This is a genomic window from Methylobacterium sp. J-070 (genome assembly GCF_022829385.1).
Lineage (GTDB): Bacteria > Pseudomonadota > Alphaproteobacteria > Rhizobiales > Beijerinckiaceae > Methylobacterium.
In genome coordinates this window covers 398,301-418,987 of record NZ_JAKSXX010000165.1, presented here as the reverse complement: position 1 = coordinate 418,987, position 20,687 = coordinate 398,301, and the positions used below count along the sequence as shown (strand labels likewise).

Genomic DNA, 20,687 nt, shown 5'->3' with positions numbered 1-20,687 from the left:
GGCCCGATCGAAGGCTTCTACGAACTTCCGCTCCTCCATCTCCCAGTGATACGTGCGGCGAGCGGCTTCGTAAGCGTTGACGCGATACTCAGCCAGCTTGTCTGGCTCGGCGATAAGTACATTCAAAGCATGAGCGATCTGGTCGATCAGGAACGCCACGCTGGCCTGCGTCTCGGCCTTGATCGCGGGATCGACGCCCTCGCCCTGCAGTACGGGCTTGGCGAGTTCGAGGTACCAGTCGCAGAAGATGTTCCACACGAACCGGTAGGCGGCCCCGCCCGCATCGTTGAACCGGTAGCCTTCCAGCCCCGCCGTGACCTCGTCCACCGCCCGGGCCGCCTCGGCGAGCGCCCAGCGGTTGATCGCGCCCGTCCAGCACCGGTCAGACGATCTGCCTTTCGATGTTCGTCAAGAACGAGGCGCACGTCATCCGCCGGTGTCTCGAGTCCGTTCGGCCGATCATCGATCATTGGGTGATCGTCGATACCGGATCGACGGACGGGACCGAGGAGGTCATCCGGGCCGCGCTGGCGGACGTTCCCGGCACCCTCGTGAAGCGCCCCTGGGTCGATTTCGCCGCCAACCGGAGCGAGGCGCTCGAACTGGCGCGGCCGCACGGCCATTACGCCCTGATCATCGATGCCGATGACGAGCTTCTCATCCCGCAAGACTTCACCATGCCGAGGCTCGACGCGCCCGGCTATGTCGTCACGATCCTGGACGGTCCCACCCAATACAGGCGGACGCAGCTCGTCAGCAATGCGCTGAAATGGTTCTATCGCGGCGTGATCCACGAAGTCATAGCCTGCGCGGGGATATCCTGGACCGATACGCTTCCGCTCGCGATGCGACGCGGCGAGGACGGGGCGCGCCATCGCGACACGGAAACCTACAGGCGCGACGCCGACATCCTCGAGAAGGCTCTCGCCACCGAGCAGGATCCGTCCCTCGTCGCGCGATATACGTTCTATCTGGCGCAGAGCTATCGCGATTGCGGCGAGAAGCAGAAGGCGATCGCCCTCTACCTGAAACGCGCCGAACTTGGACATTGGAAAGAGGAGATCTACGTCAGTCTCCTCAATGTCGCCTACCTGATGGAAGGCCTGGACGCGCCGGCCGGGGCGATCTGCGCGGTCTACGACCGGGCCATCGCGGTCTGCCCGGAACGGGCGGAGGCGCGCCACGGGGCCAGCCGGATCTGCAGCGACAACGGTGATTACGCCCGCGGCCTGCGCTATGCCGAGGCCGGCCTTCCGACGCGGATGCCACCCGAGGGGCTGTTCCTTCAGACCTGGATCTACCGATACGGTCTGCGGCACGAATGTGCGGTGAACTCTTTCTACACGGGCCAGTACCGCGCCTGCCTGCATGCCGGCTTCGAAATTCTCGGGCAGCCGGACGTCAAGGCCGAGCATCGGTCGCGCATCGCCACCTTGTGCCGCATGGCGCTGGCCAAGATGGTCGATTCGACCTGGGGGATCGGCCGGTCCGGATATGCGTCGGAGTTCATGCCCCTCTGGCAGGTGTAGGGTACGGAGATCGCGGTTGCTGGGCGGCGGCGACACGCGCGGCCGCATCGCCGCGCTGCAGCGCGGGCGCCTCGCGGTGACGATCTTCCCGGATGCGGCCGTTCAGGGTCGACGGGCCGGCGACGACGCGCTTGCGCTGCTTTGGCACGCGCCGATCCGGCAAAACGACCGGGCGCCGTCCGAACTGGTCACGGATCGCAGGCCGACGACCCGCTTCTCGCGGTAGGTCTGGCGTTGCCGGCCGCCGTCCCCCTCGCGGCGGCGCCACGACGCCTGAGCGGATTGGCGTCGGCAGGCCGACGCGTCGTCCGTTCAGGTCCCTGTGGGGTCGCAGGGTCTCGCCGAAAAACCGGCGGCCACGTCTGCGAAGCCGGCTCAGCGCATCACGAACGGGTTGTCGGGGGTCTCGCGGCTCGTGGAGATCCACACGCTCTTGGTCTCGAGGAACTCGCGGATCGACTCGATGCCGCTCTCGCGGCCGATCCCCGACCGCTTCATGCCGCCGAACGGCATCATGTAGCTCACCGCCCGGTAGGTGTTCACCCAGACGGTCCCGGCCCGCAGGCCCTTCGACATCCGCAGCGCGCGGCCGATATCCTGGGTCCAGACGCCCGCGGCGAGCCCGTAGATTACGTCGTTGCCGATCCTGAGCGCCTCCGCTTCATCCTCGAAGCCGATGATCGACAGGACCGGTCCGAAGACCTCCTCCTGGGCGATGCGCATGTCGTTGGTGACGCCGGTGAAGATCGTCGGCTCGACGAACTGGCCGCCCAGCACCCCGGGCCCGGAGGCGGGGTTCCCGCCGAACACGCAGCGCGCGCCCTCGCTCCTGGCCAGCGCGATGTAGTCGAGCACCTTGGCGTATTGAGGCGGCGTGGTGATCGGCCCGATGTTGGTGTCGGCCTGCATCGGGTCGCCGAGCTTGGCGGTCCGCGCCAGCGCGATCAGCCGCTCGACGAAGTCCTCGCGGATGCTGTTCTGGACCAGCAGCCGGGAACCGGCGATGCAGGTCTGCCCGGTGGCGGCGAAGATGCCGGAGATCGCGCCCGCGGCGGCGGCCTTCAGGTCGGCATCGACGAAGACGATGTTGGGCGACTTGCCGCCGAGCTCCAGCGACACGCGCTTGATCTGGCGCGCGGCCGCCTCGTAGACCTTGGCGCCGGTAACGTCGGAGCCGGTGAAGGTGATCTTGGCGACGTCGGGATGCTCGACGATCGCGGACCCCGCTTCGCCGCCGAAGCCGGTCACCACGTTGAACATCCCGTCCGGGAGCCCGGCCTCCTTGGTCAGGCGGGCGAATTCCAGCGTGCTGGCGGAGGCGAATTCGGAGGGCTTCACCACCACCGCGCAGCCGGCCGCGAGGGCCGGGGCGCATTTCCAGGCCACGAACAGCAGCGGCGAGTTCCAGGCGGTCAGCGCCCCGACCACGCCCACCGGCTCGTGCCGGGTGAACGCGAAGGTCTCGGGCTTGTCGATCGGCACCTGGGCGCCCTCGACCTTGTCGGCGAGGCCCGCATAGTACCACCACCATTCCGGCTGGTAGCGGGTCTGGCCGTACATCTCGGCGAACAGCTTGCCGTTGTCGCGGACCTCGACCTCGGCGAGCGCCTTCGCGTCGCGCTCCACGAGGTCGCCGATCCGGCGCAGGACCTTGCCGCGGGCCGAGGCGGTCATGGTGGCCCAGGGGCCCTCCCACATGGCGTGCTTTGCCGCGGCGACCGCGCGGTCGACGTCGGCACGCCCGGCACGGGGTATCCGGGCCCAGGGTTCGCCCCGATAGGGATCGATCGACTCGAACCACGAGCCCTCGACCGGGTCGACGTGCTGGCCGTCGATATAGAGCTGATAGGTCTTCACGGCGCGCCTCTCCGTCAGCGGATGCGCGCCATATGGACCGGATGCGGGCCGCGGCGAGACCCGATCAGGCGTTGGCGCTGAGGCGCTTGATGTCGGCGTCGACCATCTCGGTGATCAGCGCTTCGAGGCTGGTCGTCGCCTCCCAGCCGAAGGTCGTCTTCGCCTTGGTGGGATTGCCCAGCAGCACCTCGACCTCCGCCGGCCGGAACAGGGCCGGATCGATCACCAGATGGTCGTCGATGTTCAGGCCGACATGCTTGAACGCGATCGCGCACATGTCCCGCACCGTCGTGGTCCGCCCGGTGGCGATCACGTAATCGTCCGGCCGGTCCTGCTGCAGCATCAGCCACATCGCCTGCACGTAGTCCTGGGCGTGCCCCCAGTCGCGCTTGGCGTCGATGTTGCCGAGCCGCAGCTCCTTCTGCTTGCCGAGCTTGATCCGCGCCACCGCGTCGGTGACCTTGCGGGTCACGAACTCGACGCCGCGCAGCGGGCTCTCGTGGTTGAACAGGATGCCGTTCGAGGCGTGCAGCCCGTAGCTCTCCCGGTAGTTGATCGTCATCCAGTGGGCGTAGAGCTTGGCCACGCCGTAGGGCGAGCGCGGGTAGAACGGCGTCGTCTCGCTCTGGCGCTCCTCCTGGATCAGCCCGAACATCTCCGAGGTCGAGGCCTGGTAGTAGCGCGCGTGCGGGGCCACCGAGCGCAGGCATTCCAGCATGTTCACCGCACCGATGCCCGTGACCTGGCCGGTGAGCAGCGGCTGCTGCCAGGACGACGTGACGAACGACTGGGCGGCGAGGTTGTAGATCTCGTCGGGCTTGGCGGCCTGGACGATCCGCAGCAGCGCGGACGGGTCGAGCAGGTTGCCGTCGACCAGCTCGACATCGTCCAGGATGCCGAGCCACTTCAGACGGTGGTCGAACACGCCGGCATGGCTGGAGCGGCGCACGATCCCGGTGACCGCGTAGCCCTTCTCCAGGAGGAACTGCGCCAGATACGCGCCATCCTGGCCCGTCACTCCCGTGATCAGCGCTCGCTTGGCCGTCATGAACTCGTCCTGTTTCAGTATCGCCCGGCTGCTACGACCGCGACGGCATCCCCGTCAAGGCGAGGGCCCGGCTCCAGGACTTGTCGAAGTCCCGCGCCACCCCGGGGCGTGGGGCCTGAAGACCGGGCGGAGAGCGGTCGCGCCGGACCACGATTACCGGACCGGGCCGGCAAACTCAGCCATTGCCGAGCCAGTCGATCACGCCCGCGATCGACCGGAACTCCTCGAGCGCGTGGACTCGGGCGTCCGGCAGCGCCGTGCGCGCCATCGTCGCCAGGGCGTGGCCGGGTCCCAGTTCGAGCACGCGGTCCGCACCGTATTCGCGGCAGGCATCCAGGCACGCGGCCCAGTCGAGGGTATGCGAGATCTGGAGCGCGAGCTTCTCGAGACCGTCCGCGACGCGGAACACGGTCGCCCCGTCGAGACCGCTGACGAGGCGGGGGGCGGCGGGCGGCGGGCGCTGCGGCGTCGTCCGGGCGAGCGCGTCCCGGAACGCGTCCGTGGCCGCCGCGAGGAGCGGCGTGTGCGACGGGGTCTGGACCGGCAGAACCACCGCCCGCTGCGCCCCGGATCCTGTCGCCGCGCGGCACAGGTCCTCCAGCGCCGGGCGGCGCCCGCCGACCACGCCGCTGTCGGCGGCATTGCGGATGGCGAGGTGACATCCGTGCCGGTCGGCGAGTCGCGCGAGGGCGTCGAGGGAAAGACCGCGGATGCCGGCCAGCCCGAAGCCCGTCCCGGAGGCCGCATCCATCGCCTCCGCGCGCCGGGCGGCGAGGGACAGGACGTCCTCCGGTTCGAGCCGGCCGCCGACGCCCCACGCCGCCAGATCGCCGATGCTGTACCCGGCCACGATGGCACGGTCCGATCGGGCGGAGCCGAGGGCCCGCCAGGCGCTGAGCGCCGCGACGCAGCACAGGATCTGGCCCGTCCGGTTCGCGTGCAGGGCGTCGCCGCCCCTCCGGGCGACATCGCGCGGGTCGACGCCGCCGAGGACAGGCTTGGCGGCGGCGAAGATCGCCTGCGCCTCCGGCTGCTCCGCCGTGAGGTCGAACATCGCCGGGTGCCGGCCGCCCTGGCCGGACAGGAGGATCGCCAGGGTCATGCGGGGACCGGGCCGCGCAGGTTTGCGACGGGCGTGAGCGCCAGCCTGTCCGGGAACTTCGCCAGCACCGATCCGCCGTCCGGTGCCGCGTGCAGCTCCCGCCAGTGCAGGCCGGCGCCGTTCGGAAGCAGGATCTCTCCGTCGATGCGCATGGGTGCCGCGTCCGCGACGGCGCGAATCGCGTCGAGCAGGCCGGCCGGGACCGCATCCCGGCAGGGCCAGAGCAGGTCGAGATCGGAAGCCGGGCTCAGGTAGGCCAGGCCGGTGACGGCCTGCCAGAGCAGCGCGCCGAACGGCCGCGGCACGACCGCATGGGCCCGCCCGATCCCCACCAGGGCCTCGACGGTCGGCTGCCAAAGCAGCGGCGCATGGCCGGCGACGTCGGCGAGGTTTGGCGGAGCCGAGGGTGTCAGCGCGGCCGGCGGGAGCGCCAGGCCGATCCGCCTCTTGCCGTCCTCGGGCGGCAGGGGCAGTCCGAGGGGAACCAGATCGGTGCCCTCGCCCGGCATCCGGCGGCGGACGACCAGGGGCCGGCCGGACGCGGCCCAGCCGCCGAGATGGCGCAGGCCAGCGAGGTCGGTCCGCGTGCCGAGCCACGCCGCCCAGGCCCCCGGATCGACCCGGACGAGATCGTGGCGCGCGTAGGCCTCAGCCAAGACGGGCCTGGTCGATCACAGCGGCCGCGACGGCGCGCGCCACCGGCCGCCCGCCGCGCTCCGCGCCGAGGCGGTCGCGCACGTCGCCGGGCTGCATCCCGTCGATGACGTCACGGATCTGGCCGGCCAGGGGTCGCGCCGGATCCAGGACCACGTGGACGGCGCCGGTCGCCACCATGTTGTCGAGGCCCGGCGCGAAGACCGGCGTCGTCTTCGCCATCTCCTGGAGCTTGTCCAGGGGCAGCTTGGTGACGCGGGCCACCGAGGGCAGGTCCATGACGCTCGGCTCGGCGCCCGGCAGCGCCACCAGCACCCGGGTCGCGAGTGCGGTGGCGATGAAGGCCCCGGCGGCGGAATGGCCGTAGATCAGCCCGATCGTCGGATGGCCCGACCGGTCGGCGAGCAGCAACGTCTTGGCGAGGTGCGCGAGACACTCGTTCAGGCCGAGAAGCTCGTCCCGCCGGCTCATCCGCTGGCTGTCGGAATCGACCGCCACCAGGATCGGCGCCCGGTCGCCCGTGCGCACCGCGTCGAGCACCGCCCGGGACAGGGTCGCGGCGCCCTCGACCCCGAGGGGCGTGTCGCCGTCGATGCCCACGACGTGCATCGTGCCGCCCTCGAACGGCCCGCTTCCGGTCACGAGCCCGTCCTGCACCGCGACGGCGTGCCCGCTCGGGAACAGGGAGGCCAGGATCTCAGCGAGCGTCATGATCGGCGTCCCCCACCCGTGACACGGTCTCGTCGAAGGCGCGCGTATCCATGGCGGGTACGGCCTCCGGGTCGTTGACCCCGAGCCGTGCCCACACGTCCGTGGCGTCCCGGCACTCGCCGAAGCGCGCGATCCGGGACTCGAGCCGCGCCTGCTCGGCGTCGAGGGTGGCGAGGTCGAAGGTCGGGGCCCGGCGGATCAGATCGAGCGCCGCGTGCCGGAACGCCGCGACCGTGTCGGCGCAGAAGGCATCGGCGCCGCCGATCAGCCGGCGGTGCTTGCCGCCCATCGTCCGCCAGACCAGCGCCCGGTCGCGGGAATCGAACTCCTCCGCGCCCTTGTTGGTCTCGATCACTTCGGGACCCGACACCGAGATCCGGCCGCCCTCCGAGACGGCGAGCCGCGAGCAGGTGCCGGCGATGAGGCCGCCGCCGCCGTAGCAGCCGGCCCGGCCGCCGATCAGCCCGATCACCGGGATCCCGGCCGCCCGGACATCGACGATCGCCCGCATCGCCTCGGCGATGGCGGTCTCGCCGGCATTGGCCTCCTGGAGGCGGACGCCGCCGGTATCGAACAGGATCAACACGGCCGTGGGCTTCAGCTCGAGCGCCGCGCGGAGCAGGCCGACCAGCTTGCCGCCGTGGACCTCGCCGAACGCCCCGCCCATGAATCGGCCTTCCTGGGCGGCGATCAGGACCGGGCCGCCGTCGAGGTCTGCCCGGCCCACCACGATGCCGTCGTCGAAGGCGCGGGGCAGATCGAACAGCGGCAGATGCGGGCTCATGCGGCGCTCGGTCGGACCGAGGAACTCGCGAAAGCTTCCGGGATCGACCAGGGCCCTGACGCGCTGGCGGGCCGTGGCCTCGTACCAGCTCACGGTGTCCGGATCGATGCGCGCGGCGCGGGTGCCGGCCATGGTCAGGCCTCCATCAGCCGTGCGCCCTGGAGCAGGCGCAGGGATACGGTGTCGGGACGCGCACCGCCGTCATTGATGCTGATGCGCAGCCCGCCCGGCTGCGCCCGCGCGACGAAATCCGCCACGACGGCCTCCCAGACATCGCCGTAGCCGGCGATCGGGGTCTCGATCGCGACCTCGCAGACATCCGTCGGCAGGACCCGCTCCAGGAGGATCTCGAGATTGCCGGAGGCGACCACGCCGGTGATCGCGCTCGGCACCGAGCCCGGCAGCGGCGTCTTCGTCGTGTGGCGAAAGGTCAGGGATTCCATCCGGCAGCTCCTTCAGCGCGGTTCCGCTTCCCCAAGTCCGAGGGCAGAGGCTCACCAATTCCGGAACCGGGCCGGCGGCTCGTAGAGCCCGCCGGACCAGTGTACGAGATCCTTGATCGACTTCGCGGCGAGGAGCGCCCGGTCCGCGTCGAGCGGCTCGATGCCGAGATCCTCCGGGCGGCGGATGACGCCCCGCGCCCGCAGCGCCTCGACCTTCGCCCGGTCGCGGCCGCGACCGACCTCCGTGTAGCCCGCCACCCCGCGGATCGCCTGCTCGCGCTCGTCGGCGTTCCGGCAGAGAAGCAGGTTGGCGATGCCCTCCTCGGTGACGATATGGGTCACGTCGTCGGCGTAGATCATCACCGGCGCCAGTTCGAGCCCGATCGTCTTCGCCAGTTCGAGGGCGTCGAGCCTCTCCACGAAGGTGGGGACCAGCTTGTCGCCGAAGGTCTCGACCAGCTGCACCACGAGCTTGCGCCCGCGCATCAGGGCGGGGTCGCCGACGATCTCTCCCTCGCGGCCCGCCTTCATCCAGGCGTCGGACGGATGGCGGCGGCCGTGCGGGTCGGAGCCCATATTGGGTGCACCCCCGAACCCGGCGACCCGCGACTGCGTGATCGTCGAGGAATGGCCCATCAGGTCGATCTGGAGCGTCGCCCCGATGAACATGTCGCAGGCGTACAGGCCGGCGGTCTGGCAGAAGGCCCGGTTCGAGCGCAGGCTGCCATCCGCCCCGGTGAAGAAGACGTCCGGCCGCGCGCGGATGTAGCGGTCCATGCCGACCTCGGAGCCGAAGCAGTGGATCTGCTTGACCCAACCGGATTCGATCGCGGGGATCAGGGTCGGGTGCGGGTTGAGCGCCCAGTGGGTGGCGATCTTGCCCTTCAGGCCGAGCTTCTCGCCGTAGGTCGGCAGCAATAGCTCGATGGCCGCGGTCCCGAAGCCGATGCCGTGGTTGAGCCGGCGGATGCCGTACTCGGCGTAGATTCCCTTGATCGCCATCATGGCGATCAGGATCTGCGTCTCGGTCATGGCCGCCGGGTCGCGGGTGAAGAGCGGCTCGACGTAGAACGGCGTGTCGGCCTCGACCACGAAGTCGATCCGGTCGCCCGGGATGTCGACCCGCGGGACCTTGTCGACGATCTCGTTGACCTGCGCGATGACGACCCCGTTCTTGAAGGCGGTCGCCTCCACAACGGTGGGCGTGTCCTCGGTGTTGGGCCCGGTATAGAGGTTGCCGTCCCGGTCGGCCGAGACGCCCGCGATCAGCGCCACGTTCGGCGTCAGGTCGACGAAGTAGCGGGCGAACAGCTCGAGGTAGGTATGCACCGCCCCGAGCTGGATCTGGCCGCCGTAGAGCATCTTGGCGATGCGCGCGCCCTGGGGGCCGGAATAGGAATAATCCAGCCGCTTGGCGATGCCGGTCTCGAACACGTCGAGGTGTTCCGGCAGGACGATCCCCGACTGGACCATGTGCAGGTCGTGGATGGTCTCGGGATCGCAGGCGCTGAGCGCCCGGGCGAGGCAGTCGGCCTGCTTCTGGTTGTCGCCCTCGAGGCAGACCCGGTCGCCCGGCCGAAGGACCGCCTCCAGGAGCGCCACCGCGGTGCCGGCCGGGACCACCTTGCCGGCGGCATGGACCCGACCGGCCTCGATGCGGGCCTCGCGTGCCAGCTTCTCTCTGCGCCACTCGGTCATCCGCGAACCCCCGCCGATATGCCGAACGCAATTTAGTGCCGCGTCCGGTATTTCCAATGGGTCATCGATCACAGTTTCGTATACGGGATTGCGGAATTGTCAATATCCTGCATACTAATCAGAACGGCTGGAAGGCCGATTCGGGAAGGAGACGCTCCATGACGCGTGCGTTGACTCGTTCGCCGCCGCGCGGCGGATCGCTCTGCGTCCAGCCGGGGCGACGCCGATGATCGTTCTCGGTGTCGCCCTGCTCGCGGCCTGCACGCTGATCGGCGTGTACCTCGGCGATCTCCTCGGCCTGGCCCTCGGGGTGAAGGCCAATGTCGGCGGCGTCGGCATCGCCATGATCCTGCTCATCGCCGCCCGCCTCTGGCTCTCGCGCCGGGGCAAGCTCAGCAAGGGTGTCCAGTTCGGCGTCGAGTTCTGGGCCGGGATGTACATCCCGATCGTCGTCGCGATGGCGGCGCAGCAGAACGTCGTGGCGGCGGTGAGCGGCGGTCCGATCGTGCTCATCGCCGCCACGGGCTCCCTGGTCCTGTGCTTCGGCGCCGTGGCGCTCCTCAGCCGTATCGGCCACCGCGATCCCGTCGCCGCGTCGGTCGAGCACGGCGGATCGATCATCGGAGGGGAGACGGATCCGGCCGCTTCCATACACCCCGTCTCACCCGCCGGCAGGAAGGGCTGACGCCATGGGACTCGAGATCTGGCACGGGATCGAGCACGTCTTCGTCGAGCAGAGCCTCGTGGCTGCGTTCGCGGTGGTGGGCGCGCTGATCCTGGTCTCCAACCTGGCCGCCAAGCGCTTCACCAACGGGCGTGTCCACGGCTCCGCGATCGCCATCGTGCTGGGTCTGGTGCTGGCCTATGTCGGCGGGCTCTACACGGGCGGAAAGAAGGGGCTCGCCGACATCCCGGCCCTCGCCGGCATCGGCCTGATGGGCGGGGCGATGCTGCGCGACTTCGCCATCGTCGCCACGGCGTTCGAGGTGGATGTGATCGAGGCGCGGCGCGCCGGCCTGCTCGGCGTCCTGGCGCTGGCGCTCGGCACGATCCTGCCGTTCATCGTGGGGACGCTCACCGCCGTGGCCTTCGGCTATCACGACGCGGTCTCGATCACGACGATCGGCGCGGGGGCGATCACCTACATCGTCGGCCCGGTCACCGGCGCGGCGATCGGGGCGGATTCCACCGTGATGGCGCTGTCCATCGCGACGGGCGTGACCAAGGCCGTCATGGTGATGGTCGGGACGCCTCTGGTGGCCCGGCTGATCGGACTCGACAATCCGCGCTCCGCGATGGCGTATGGCGGCCTGATGGGGACGGTGAGCGGCGTCGCGGGCGGTCTGGCCGCCACCGATCCGAAGCTGGTGCCCTACGGTGCGCTCACCGCGACCTTCCACACCGGGATCGGGTGCCTCGTCGGTCCCTCGATCCTGTTCCTGACGGTGCGCGCCCTGGTGGGCTGAACGGCCGGTCCACCGGATGAGGGTATCGTCCCACTTCGTCTGCCGAGAGACCTGAAGCCGCCGGGGGCGGTTTGGTCTAGGAGGGGCGGATGCACGGTGATTTTCAGAAGATCGACACGGGCCTGATCTCGGACCGGATCCGCGACGCGCTCACGGATGCCATCGCCTCCGGGGATATCGCCGCCGGCACCGCCCTCGACGAGCAGAACCTCGCGCAGCGCTACGGCGCGTCCCGGACGCCGGTCCGGGAAGCCCTGCGGCAGCTCGCGGCCTCGGGTCTGGTGGAGATCCGGCCCCGCCGCGGCGTGGTGGTGGTGCGCCTGACGCCGCAGCGGATCGCCGACATGTTCGAGACCACCGCCGAGGTCGAGGCGCTGTGCACGCGCCTCGCCACCTACCGGATGACGCCCCTCGAACGGGGCCGGCTCATGGAGCTGCACGAGCAATCCTCCGATGCCGTGGAGGCCGGCGACCTCGATGCCTACGACCGCTTCAACCGCACCTTCCACGAGGCGCTCTACGCAGGGACGCATAACGGCTTCATGGCCGAGCAGGCGCTGGCGATCCGCGAACGGCTCGCGGCCTTTCGAAGGACCCAGCTCCGCCACGCGGACCGGATCCGCCGCTCCCGGGACGAGCATGGCGAGATCCTGACCGCGATCGCCGAGGGCGACGGCGAGACGGCCGCCCGGCGCATGCGCGCGCACATGCTCCGGGCGGCGGCGGCGTTGGGGCGCTACATCGCCGAGACCGGATGAGGCTCAGGTGCCGGTCGGCGTCTCATCGCTCCCGCTTCAAGCTTCCATCGATCCGCTCAGGTCCGTTCCGGTCCTATCCACCCGCAAAGTGAACACGCCTGAAAAGCGGTAGCCGGATCCTGGGACCGCAATCGTTGCCGGCTGAACCGCCAGTCGTCTGCGCGCCCATCCGTGATCGGAACCCGGGCGAATGACCTCAGCGATGCGGGATCCCGGAAGCTGTTGGCGGCGACGCGACCGCTCCTCGGCCGCCCGGCCTCGTCGCGGATCTGCGCGGCCGAGCCCGTCCTCATCCCCGCGGCGGGGATCCCCCGAGGGCCTCCGCCAGCCTGCCGACCCGCTCGGCGGCGCGGCCGATGCCGTCCGCCGCGCGCGCGGCCTCCTCGGTCCGCGCCTTCTCGGTGGCCTCAGCGGCGGCGCGCAACGCCGCGACGTCCGTCTCCAACGCAGCGAGGCGTCCCCGCAGCTCGACCAGCTCGTCCGCGATCGTCAGCGCGGCCATCACCTGAAGGCGCATGTCGCCGATCTCGCCGAAGCTCTTGCGCATCTCGGCGATGCGCCCGTCGAGGGTTTCGGCGAGGCCTGTCAGGTGGGCCTCCTCGCCCTCGCCGCAGGCCATGCGGTAGAGGCGGCCGTCGATGGTCACGTTGATCTGCGGCAAGGGTGGCTCCGAGGGGCGGCTCCGAGGGGCGGCTCCGAGGGGCGCCCCGGATGGCGGACGATCCCGCGTCAGGCGCGATGGAGCACATCCTGAACGGTCTCGATCGCCCGGTCGAGCCGCTGACCGAGTTCCCCGGTCGTGGTCGTGACCGCGGCGAGGCGCGCGCTCGCCGCATCCAGGGCGGCGGCGAGGCGGGCGCGATCCTCGTCCATCAGGGCGAGTTCCGCATCCCGGTCGTCCGGCTGCGCGGCCGCCTGGATCCGATGCGTCACGACGGCGTCGAGGCGGTTGACGGCCGCGTCGAGACGCGCGAGCGCCGCATCGATCGGGCTTGGTTCGGTCTCGTCGGCCATGATCGGTCATCCGCTTCGACGCGAAGCTTTCCGTGGAATGGTGTCGGAATTCCAGTCCGAAATGGTCTCTCCGGTCGGGATCGATCGGTTCGCGGGATGGATCGCCACGAAGCTGTTTATTGGTCGGTGGATCCAACGTCTTTGTCACGGTCCCGCGTTTGACAGGTCGGGGCGCCATGTTAGACAGCCGCGCGCTCCCGAGAGGGTCCGCACGCGCCAGGCCGGATGGCCGGTCCGTGACAGTCCCGAGGCCTCAGCCGCGCCGTTCGATCCGACGGCCACGGGCGACGAAGCCCGGCCTCTCCCGACCCGGTTCATCGCAGGTTCAAACCCGCCCGCCCAGATCCGCCCGGCGCGGCGGCGGGCCGCCGAGACCGCTCCGGGAGCCGCCCTCAACGGGTCCGACGCGCGGTGAGCCGCATCAGGAAGGAGTGACGCCGTGACGAAGGTTGCCATCAACGGGTTCGGACGCATCGGCCGCAACGTCCTGCGCGCGATCGCCGAGGCCGGCCGCAGCGACATCGAGGTCGTGGCGATCAACGATCTCGGCCCGGTGGAGACCAACGCCCACCTGCTCCGCTTCGACTCCGTGCATGGCCGCTTCCCCGGCGAGGTCGCGGTGGACGGCGAGTTCCTGGTGGTGAACGGCAAGCGCATCAAGGTCACCGCCGTGCGCAACCCCGCCGAGCTGCCGCACCGGGACCTCGGCGTCGACATCGCGCTGGAATGCACCGGCATCTTCACCGCCAAGGACAAGGCCAAGGCCCACCTCGACGCCGGCGCCAAGCGCGTCCTCGTCTCGGCGCCCGCCGACGGCGCCGACCTGACGGTGGTCTACGGCGTGAACCACGACAAGCTGACGGCCGAGCACCTCGTCGTTTCTAACGCCTCCTGCACCACCAACTGCCTCGCCCCGGTGGCGAAGGTGCTGAACGAGGCCGTGGGCATCGAGCGCGGCTTCATGACCACGATCCATTCCTACACCAACGACCAGCCCTCGCTGGACCAGATGCACAAGGATCTCTACCGGGCCCGCGCCGCGGCGCTCTCGATGATCCCGACGACCACCGGCGCCGCCAAGGCCGTGGGGCTCGTCCTGCCGGAGCTGAAGGGCAAGCTCGACGGGACCTCGATCCGCGTGCCGACCCCGAACGTCTCGGCGGTGGACCTGGTGTTCTCGGCCAAGCGCGCGACGTCGGTCCAGGAGATCAACGACGCCATCAAGGCCGCCGCTGCGGGCCCGCTCAAGGGCGTGCTCGGCGTCACCGACCAGCCGAACGTCTCGATCGACTTCAACCACGATCCGCATTCGTCGACCTTCCACCTCGACCAGACCAAGGTCATGGACGGCACCTTCGTGCGCATCCTGGCCTGGTACGACAACGAGTGGGGCTTCTCGAACCGCATGGCCGATACCGCCGTAGCGATGGCCAAGCTCATCTGAGCCGCGTCCCCCGCCGCCCTTGAACGGGCGGCGGGCCTGCGCTTGAATCGGCGGCAACACCTCGAACCAGGGATTCTCCGGAATGACCGACGCTTCGCAGGGCACGTCGAGCGGGCCGGCCGTGGTGCCGCCGGCACCGCGCCCGGCTCCGCCTCCGCCCGTGGTGGCCGGGGCGCCGGCCGCTTCCGCGCCGCTCCACGCGCTTCCGGCCAATCAGCTCTTCGACCAGCTCGCGCGGATCGAGGACAAGTGCTCCCGCATCGAGGACAAGTATGCCCGCTCGGAGGCGCTGCTGTCGCGCGTCGAGGACAAGGCGGAGAACGCCGCCAACCGGATGAACGAGGCCGCCCGGCAATCCGATCTCGCGGCGCTGCGGACGGAAACGCGCGCCCTCGCCGAGCGCACCCGCCGCCTGCCCGGCACCGGCGCGTTGGTCCTGACGGCGGTGATCACCGCCATCCTGACCGTCGTGCTGATGGTCGCGGTGCAGCGGCTGAACCTCGACCGCCTGCTGCCGCAAAGGCCGTCGGTCGGTGCCACCGCGCAGTAAGCCTCAACGCCCGCACAGGACTTCGACTGGACCGCATGAGCGCCTTCCGCACCCTCGACGACGCCGGTTCCCTGAAGGGCCGGCGGGTTCTCATGCGCGTCGACCTGAACGTGCCGATGGAGAACGGCCGCGTCACCGACGATACCCGGATCGCGCGCGTCGCGCCGACGATCCGTGAGGTCGCCGATCAGGGCGCCAAGGTGATCCTGTTGGCCCATTTCGGCAGGCCGAAGGGCAAGCGCGAGCCCAAGGAGTCCCTGGAGCCCGTGGTTCCGGCTCTCCGGAGCGTCCTCGGGCGTCCGGTCGCCTTCGCGGCCGACTGCATCGGCCCGGAGGCCGCCGAAGCGGTGACGGCGCTCCGGGACGGCGACGTCCTGCTCCTCGAGAACACCCGCTTCCACGCCGGCGAGGAAAAGAACGACCCGGGCTTCGCCGACGCGCTGGCGGCGAATGGCGATGTCTACGTCAACGAGGCCTTCTCGGCCGCCCACCGGGCCCACGCCTCCACCGAGGGGCTGGCCCACCGGCTGCCCGCGTTCGCGGGCCGGGAGATGCAGGCGGAGCTCGAGGCGCTCACCAAGGGCCTCGAAGACCCGCAGCGTCCGGTGATCGCGCTCGTCGGCGGCGCCAAGGTGTCGTCGAAGATCGACCTCCTGGAGAACCTCGTCGCCAAGGTCGACATGCTGGTGATCGGCGGCGGCATGGCCAACACCTTCCTGCACGCGCAGGGAAAGCCCGTGGGCAAGTCGCTCTGCGAGAAGGACCTCGCCGCAACCGCCACGCGCATCCTGGCGGCGGCCGAGAGGGCTGGTTGCCGGATCATCCTGCCGGTCGACGCCGTCGCGGCCGCCGAGTTCAAGGCCCATGCGCCGCACGAGACCGTTTCGGTGGACTCGATCCCCGAGGCCAGCATGATCCTCGATGCCGGCCCGCGATCGGTCGCCGAGATCAACGCCGCCATCGACGGCGCCAAGACCCTGGTCTGGAACGGCCCGCTCGGCGCCTTCGAACTCGCCCCGTTCGACGCCGCCACGGTCGCCGCCGCCAGGCACGCGGCGGCGCGCACCACGGACGGCAGGCTGGTCTCCGTGGCCGGCGGCGGCGACACCGTGGCCGCCCTGAACCACGCGGGCGTGGCCCAGGACTTCACCTACGTGTCGACCGCGGGGGGCGCCTTCCTCGAATGGCTGGAGGGCAAGGCCCTGCCGGGCGTCGAGGCCTTGCGGGCGAAAGCTTGAGGCCAACGCGGCGCCCATGCGCTCCTCCCGCGTCGCCGCGCACCTATCTATACTCCCGGCGTCCGATGGCGGGGGTCTGAGTCGATGAGTGACAACGTGGAGAACGCGACGATCGAGATCCTGAAGGGGATTCAGGGCAGCATCGCGCAGTTGCGGGCGGACACCACGGCGTTTCGGTCTGAGACGCTGGCGCGCTTCGACAAGCTCGAGGCGAGCCTGCGCAAGGATCGGCGCAATGCGGCCGGCATGCTGGTGATGATGCGCGCGACCGCGGGCGATTTCGACGCGCGCGTCAGCGAGGTCGAGGAGCGCGTCACGGCTCTGGAGACCCGGGCGCTTTAGACCCAGGCGCTGTAGACAGCAGCATTCCCGAGACCGAGACCGGTTCACAAGCTGCTATGATGCGCAGTTGATACGCTGGAGCCTGTGTCTGGATCCGATATTCAGACCGAGGCTCTCGATTTCCGTCGCCGGGGGCGATCGGGCGGACCACCAGACGGCAAGCGGGAAGACAGACGACGATGGCACGCATCACCCTCCGGCAACTCCTCGATCACGCGGCCGAGCACGAGTACGGCGTGCCCGCCTTCAACCTGAACAACATGGAGCAGGGCCTGGCGATCATGGCGGCGGCGGATGCCACCGACTCGCCCGTGATCCTGCAGGCCAGCCGCGGTGCCCGCGCCTACGCCAACGACGTGGTTCTGGCCAAGCTGATCGACGGCTTGGTCGAGATCTACCCGCACATCCCGGTCTGCATGCATCTCGACCACGGGAACAACGAGGCGACCTGCGCCACCGCGATCCAGTACGGCTTCACCTCGGTGATGATGGACGGCTCGCTCAAGGCCGACGGCAAGACCCCGGCGGACTACACGTACAACGTCGAGATCACCCGCAACGTCACCAAGATGGCCCACTGGGCCGGCGTCTCCGTCGAGGGTGAGCTCGGCGTTCTCGGCTCCCTGGAGAGCGGCCAGGGCGAGGCCGAGGACGGCCACGGCGCAGAGGGCACGCTGAGCCACGACCAGCTGCTGACCGATCCGGACGAGGCGGTAAAGTTCGTCGAGGCCACCCAGGTCGACGCGCTGGCGGTGGCCATGGGCACCAGCCACGGCGCCTACAAGTTCACCCGCAAGCCCGACGGCGAGGTGCTGGCGATGAACGTGATCGAGGAGATCCACCGCCGCCTGCCCTCGACCCATCTGGTCATGCACGGTTCGTCCTCCGTGCCGCAGGATCTCCAGGACATCATCAACCAGTACGGCGGTCAGATGAAGCCGACCTGGGGCGTGCCGGTGGAGGAGATCCAGCGCGGCATCAAGCACGGCGTGCGCAAGATCAACATCGACACCGACAACCGCATGGCGATGACCGGCCAGATCCGGAAGATCCTGACCGAGAATCCGTCCGAGTTCGATCCGCGCAAGTATCTCAAGCCCGCCATGGAGGCGATGACGAAGCTCTGCAAGCAGCGCTTCGAGGAGTTCGGCACCGCCGGCAAGGGCGCGAAGATCCGGCCGATCTCCGTCGCCGAGATGGCCAAGCGTTACGCCAGCGGCGCCCTCGACCCGAAGATCGGGGCGCGATAGGGCGCGGATTGTCGGTTGCGATGAGCAGAAGCGCGCGTCTCGCCCTCCTGGGGCCTCACGGCCTCGATGCCGACGGCATCGAGGCCTTCGCGGCGGCGTTGAAGGCTGCCTGCGGCGTCGGCGATGTGGCCGCCGTGGTCCTGCGGCTCGCCGCGGCCGACGAGCGGGCGCTGACCGCCCGCGTCAAGCAGATCGCGCCGGTGACGCAGGCACAGGGTGCCGCCCTGGTGGTGGCCTGCGCGGGGTTCGCCGGGGACCTCGCGACCGTCGCGATCCGCGGGGGTGCCGACGGGATCCATGTCGACAAGCCGCGCGACCTGCGGGATCTGCGCGGCCGCTTGCCCGACGGGCGGATCCTCGGCGCCGGCGGGCTGGAGACCAAGCACACGGCCATGGAGGCCGGCGAGGCCGGGATCGACTACCTGATGTTCGGCGGCCTCTATCCGGATGGCGTCGCCCCGGACCCGGAGCTTGTCCGGGCGCGCGCCGCCTGGTGGGCCGAGATCTTCGAGACGCCGTGCATCGCCGTCGCGGCGCTGCCGGACGAGGTCGGGCCGCTCTGTTCGGCCGGCGCGGAATTCGTCGGACTGGAGAGCGGGCTCTGGCTTCAGGATCCCGGTGCCGTCGAGCGGGCGCAGCGCACCCTGCAGGAGGCCGCCGCGTGAGCGGGCGTGTGGTCCGTGGCGTGCTGTGTCTGGCCGCGGCCTGCGCCCTCGCGCAGCCGGCGCGCGCCGCCTCGGGGCCGGCCGATCCGGCCAGGGCCGCGACGCCGGCCGCGGCGAACGCCGCCGCCGGCAAGAAGCCGATGCCGGATCTCCCGAGCCCCTACACGCCGAACTACACCCGGGGCGCGGTGCCGCCCGCCAGCGGGCAACCGCCGGATGTGGCCTACGGGGCCTACCAGCGCGGTCAGTACGTCACCGCCTTCCGGGAAGCGACCAAGCGCATCGAGGCCAATCCCAAGGATGCAGCCGCGATGACGCTGCTCGGCGAGCTGTACAACCAGGGGCTCGGCGTGAAGCAGAACCCCGTCAAGGCGGCCGAGTGGTACCGGCTGGCCGCGGCGCAGAACGACGCCGCCGCCATGTCGTCGTTGGGGCTGATGGCCCTCGACGGCCGCGGGATGGCGAAGGATCCGAAGGCCGGACGCCACTGGCTGGAGCAGGCGACCGCCCATGGTTCGCCCACCGCGGCCTACAATCTCGGCCTGATCCTCATCGGGAGCGGCGTGGCCGCCGACGAGGCCGCGGCGGCGGCGCAGTTCCGCAAGGCCGCGGATTCCGAGATCGGTGCCGCGCAGCACGATCTGGGCGTGCTCTATCTCCAGGGTCGCGGCGTGCCGAAGGACCCGGTCAAGGCGGCGGAGCTGTTCCGGCGCGGCGCCGATAACGGCGACCTCGCCAGCGAGGTCGAGTACGCGATCCTGCTGTTCAACGGCACCGGCGTCACCAAGGACGAGCGCTCGGCGGCCCGCTACTTCCTGCACGCCGCCTCCCGCGGCAACGCGATCGCGCAGAACCGCGTCGCGCGGCTCTACGCGGTCGGCCGCGGCGTGCCGAAGAACCCGGTGGAGGCCGCGGCGTGGAATCTCGCCGCCGCCGGCCAGGGGCTGTCCGACGCCTGGCTCGATCAGACGCTGTCGGGCCTCTCGGCCGACGAGCGCACCCGCGCCGAGCGCCTCGCCAACGAGCGGATCGAGCAGCGCTGACGGCGCGGACTGCTGCCGATCGCTGGTGTCGGCGCCGCCTTGAAAGCGGGGCGCGGCGCTTGGGCGGCGCGCCGGGACGTAGGGCGTCCCCCCATCCCCGTCGTACCGAGGTGCCCGCGCGGCGCCGTTGCGTCTCCGGCGCCGATTCGACAGTCAATCGCGGGCGCCCGGGAGCCGGGCCTTGCCGGATCTCCCCAGTTCGTGTCGACCTAGGCTTCGGCCGCGGAGCCTATCACGCCTCGGCCTTGGACCAGTCGACGCCGGCCTCGAGTTCCGGGAGCAGCACGACGCTCTCCTGCTCGTTCGGATCGGTCCGGGCGATCACGGCCGTCACCGGCTCGGTCCGGCTGCGGTTGTAGGGCAGGTGCGGCACGTCGGCGGCGATGTAGACGAACTCGCCGGCTCCGGCGATCGCGTGGTTCTCCAGCCGCTCGCCCCAGAAGCAGCCCGACACGCCCGACAGGACGTAGATCGACGTCTCGTGCGACTGGTGCTTGTGGGCGTGGGCGCGTTCCCCGGGCGGGATCTCCAGGAGCTGCATGTGCAGCGCCTTCGACCCCACGGCCTCGGCGGAGATCGCCGGCCGATAGAGATGCCCCTGTTTGCCGCGGAACGGCGCACTCTCGCGCACCACGCGAAACCCCTGCTTCGGCGTCTCCGACCCGATACTCATGGACCATCCTCCACCCTGAAGGCGGGATCGACGGGGACCTGCAGGCCGTTGACCAGCGCGTTCGTCTGGTTGGCCATGCCCACCACCGCCAGGAACTCCCCGTGCTGCTCCGCCGTCAAGCCCTTCGCCCGCGCGGCGGCGGTGTGGGAATGGATGCAGTACGGACAGCCGTTGGCGATCGAGACCGCGATGTAGACCAGTTCCTTGGTCAGCGGATCCAAGCTGCCCGGTCCCATGACCGCCTTGAGCGTCGACCAAGTCCGCTCCAGCAGCCCCGGATCGTTGGCGAGGCCGCGCCAGAAATTGTTGATGAAGTCCGAGCCGCGGGTCGCCCGGATGTCGGCGAAGACCGCGGCAACGCGCGGATCGGCCCCGGCCTCCGCGTCACTCCAGAGCTTCACGGTCGCCATCGCAGCCC

At 70.3% G+C, this 20,687-nt stretch carries 24 protein-coding genes and 1 pseudogene; 12 read left to right on the top strand and 13 right to left on the bottom strand.

The window, feature by feature from the left end; translation table 11 throughout:
* Positions 1-120 precede the first annotated feature (120 nt).
* Positions 121-363 (bottom strand): annotated as a pseudogene (locus MKL01_RS18020) (class I tRNA ligase family protein); the annotation flags it as partial.
* Between the two features lie 38 nt (positions 364-401).
* Here MKL01_RS18020 and MKL01_RS18015 point away from each other — a divergent pair.
* Together MKL01_RS18015 and MKL01_RS18010 are read left to right on the top strand one after the other, a co-directional pair.
* Entirely contained in the window at positions 402-1,529 is a 1,128-nt protein-coding gene (locus tag MKL01_RS18015) for a glycosyltransferase (protein ID WP_243906564.1), read from the top strand.
* A 16-nt stretch (positions 1,530-1,545) separates the two neighbouring features.
* Positions 1,546-1,755 carry a hypothetical protein gene (locus MKL01_RS18010; protein ID WP_243906563.1) on the top strand — a complete coding sequence of 70 codons (210 nt, stop codon included), beginning with the start codon at positions 1,546-1,548 and terminating at the stop codon, positions 1,753-1,755.
* Between the two features lie 149 nt (positions 1,756-1,904).
* Here MKL01_RS18010 and MKL01_RS18005 read toward each other — a convergent pair whose 3' ends face one another.
* From MKL01_RS18005 to mdcA, 8 genes are all read right to left on the bottom strand, one after another.
* A complete protein-coding gene (locus MKL01_RS18005; RefSeq protein ID WP_243906562.1) occupies positions 1,905-3,386 on the bottom strand; it encodes an aldehyde dehydrogenase in 1,482 nt (493 codons plus the stop codon).
* A 64-nt stretch (positions 3,387-3,450) separates the two neighbouring features.
* Positions 3,451-4,434 carry a GDP-mannose 4,6-dehydratase gene (gene gmd, locus MKL01_RS18000; RefSeq protein WP_243906561.1) on the bottom strand — a complete coding sequence of 328 codons (984 nt, stop codon included), beginning with the start codon at positions 4,432-4,434 and terminating at the stop codon, positions 3,451-3,453.
* 175 nt (positions 4,435-4,609) lie between these two features.
* On the bottom strand, positions 4,610-5,536 hold the full coding sequence (locus tag MKL01_RS17995) for an acyltransferase domain-containing protein (RefSeq protein ID WP_243906560.1): 927 nt from the start codon (positions 5,534-5,536) through the stop codon (positions 4,610-4,612).
* A complete protein-coding gene (gene mdcG / locus MKL01_RS17990; protein WP_243906559.1) occupies positions 5,533-6,192 on the bottom strand; it encodes a malonate decarboxylase holo-[acyl-carrier-protein] synthase in 660 nt (219 codons plus the stop codon). Before mdcG ends, MKL01_RS17995 begins: the two co-directional genes overlap by 4 nt.
* Complete coding sequence (gene mdcE / locus MKL01_RS17985) at positions 6,185-6,901, bottom strand: biotin-independent malonate decarboxylase subunit gamma (protein WP_243906558.1); 717 nt, start codon at positions 6,899-6,901, stop codon at positions 6,185-6,187. The genes mdcG and mdcE overlap by 8 nt, the downstream gene beginning before the upstream one ends.
* Positions 6,888-7,817, bottom strand: a complete 930-nt coding sequence (locus tag MKL01_RS17980) for a biotin-independent malonate decarboxylase subunit beta (protein WP_243906557.1) — start codon at positions 7,815-7,817, stop codon at positions 6,888-6,890. The genes mdcE and MKL01_RS17980 overlap by 14 nt, the downstream gene beginning before the upstream one ends.
* 2 nt (positions 7,818-7,819) lie before the next feature.
* The gene (gene mdcC, locus MKL01_RS17975; RefSeq protein ID WP_243906556.1) at positions 7,820-8,128 is read right to left on the bottom strand and encodes a malonate decarboxylase acyl carrier protein; all 309 of its coding nucleotides are present in this window, start codon (positions 8,126-8,128) and stop codon (positions 7,820-7,822) included.
* Between the two features lie 51 nt (positions 8,129-8,179).
* The gene (gene mdcA / locus MKL01_RS17970; RefSeq protein ID WP_243906555.1) at positions 8,180-9,826 is read right to left on the bottom strand and encodes a malonate decarboxylase subunit alpha; all 1,647 of its coding nucleotides are present in this window, start codon (positions 9,824-9,826) and stop codon (positions 8,180-8,182) included.
* A gap of 226 nt (positions 9,827-10,052) precedes the next feature.
* Between mdcA and madL the strand changes: the two genes are divergently transcribed.
* From madL to MKL01_RS17955, 3 genes are all read left to right on the top strand, one after another.
* Entirely contained in the window at positions 10,053-10,511 is a 459-nt protein-coding gene (madL, locus tag MKL01_RS17965; protein ID WP_243906554.1) for a malonate transporter subunit MadL, read from the top strand.
* A 16-nt stretch (positions 10,512-10,527) separates the two neighbouring features.
* On the top strand, positions 10,528-11,292 hold the full coding sequence (gene madM / locus MKL01_RS17960) for a malonate transporter subunit MadM (protein ID WP_243906585.1): 765 nt from the start codon (positions 10,528-10,530) through the stop codon (positions 11,290-11,292).
* An 89-nt stretch (positions 11,293-11,381) separates the two neighbouring features.
* A complete protein-coding gene (locus tag MKL01_RS17955) occupies positions 11,382-12,050 on the top strand; it encodes a GntR family transcriptional regulator (RefSeq protein ID WP_243906553.1) in 669 nt (222 codons plus the stop codon).
* Between the two features lie 289 nt (positions 12,051-12,339).
* On the opposite strand, the gene MKL01_RS17950 is transcribed toward MKL01_RS17955, so the two are convergent.
* Positions 12,340-12,711, bottom strand: coding sequence for a cell division protein ZapA (locus MKL01_RS17950; protein WP_243906552.1), 372 nt, complete (start codon positions 12,709-12,711; stop codon positions 12,340-12,342).
* A 68-nt stretch (positions 12,712-12,779) separates the two neighbouring features.
* Complete coding sequence (locus MKL01_RS17945) at positions 12,780-13,064, bottom strand: DUF4164 family protein (protein ID WP_243906551.1); 285 nt, start codon at positions 13,062-13,064, stop codon at positions 12,780-12,782.
* Positions 13,065-13,503: 439 nt separating this feature from the next.
* Between MKL01_RS17945 and gap the strand changes: the two genes are divergently transcribed.
* The 7 genes from gap to MKL01_RS17910 all read left to right on the top strand — a co-directional run bounded on the left by gap (position 13,504) and on the right by MKL01_RS17910 (position 19,596).
* A complete protein-coding gene (gap, locus tag MKL01_RS17940) occupies positions 13,504-14,508 on the top strand; it encodes a type I glyceraldehyde-3-phosphate dehydrogenase (protein ID WP_243906550.1) in 1,005 nt (334 codons plus the stop codon).
* 82 nt (positions 14,509-14,590) lie between these two features.
* Positions 14,591-15,058 (top strand): hypothetical protein, encoded by a 468-nt coding sequence (locus MKL01_RS17935; protein ID WP_243906549.1) that lies wholly within the window; start codon positions 14,591-14,593, stop codon positions 15,056-15,058.
* A 35-nt stretch (positions 15,059-15,093) separates the two neighbouring features.
* Complete coding sequence (locus tag MKL01_RS17930) at positions 15,094-16,296, top strand: phosphoglycerate kinase (RefSeq protein ID WP_243906548.1); 1,203 nt, start codon at positions 15,094-15,096, stop codon at positions 16,294-16,296.
* Positions 16,297-16,380: 84 nt separating this feature from the next.
* Entirely contained in the window at positions 16,381-16,638 is a 258-nt protein-coding gene (locus tag MKL01_RS17925) for a hypothetical protein (protein ID WP_243906547.1), read from the top strand.
* A 179-nt stretch (positions 16,639-16,817) separates the two neighbouring features.
* Positions 16,818-17,888, top strand: a complete 1,071-nt coding sequence (fba, locus tag MKL01_RS17920; RefSeq protein ID WP_243906546.1) for a class II fructose-bisphosphate aldolase — start codon at positions 16,818-16,820, stop codon at positions 17,886-17,888.
* Positions 17,889-17,908: 20 nt separating this feature from the next.
* The gene (locus tag MKL01_RS17915; protein ID WP_243906545.1) at positions 17,909-18,553 is read left to right on the top strand and encodes a thiamine phosphate synthase; all 645 of its coding nucleotides are present in this window, start codon (positions 17,909-17,911) and stop codon (positions 18,551-18,553) included.
* Complete coding sequence (locus MKL01_RS17910; RefSeq protein ID WP_243906544.1) at positions 18,550-19,596, top strand: tetratricopeptide repeat protein; 1,047 nt, start codon at positions 18,550-18,552, stop codon at positions 19,594-19,596. The genes MKL01_RS17915 and MKL01_RS17910 overlap by 4 nt, the downstream gene beginning before the upstream one ends.
* A gap of 232 nt (positions 19,597-19,828) precedes the next feature.
* Here the strand turns inward: MKL01_RS17910 and MKL01_RS17905 are convergent, their stop codons facing one another.
* Entirely contained in the window at positions 19,829-20,269 is a 441-nt protein-coding gene (locus tag MKL01_RS17905) for a cupin domain-containing protein (protein ID WP_243906543.1), read from the bottom strand.
* Positions 20,266-20,679, bottom strand: a complete 414-nt coding sequence (locus MKL01_RS17900) for a carboxymuconolactone decarboxylase family protein (protein ID WP_243906542.1) — start codon at positions 20,677-20,679, stop codon at positions 20,266-20,268. Before MKL01_RS17900 ends, MKL01_RS17905 begins: the two co-directional genes overlap by 4 nt.
* Between the last annotated feature and the right edge of the window lie 8 nt (positions 20,680-20,687).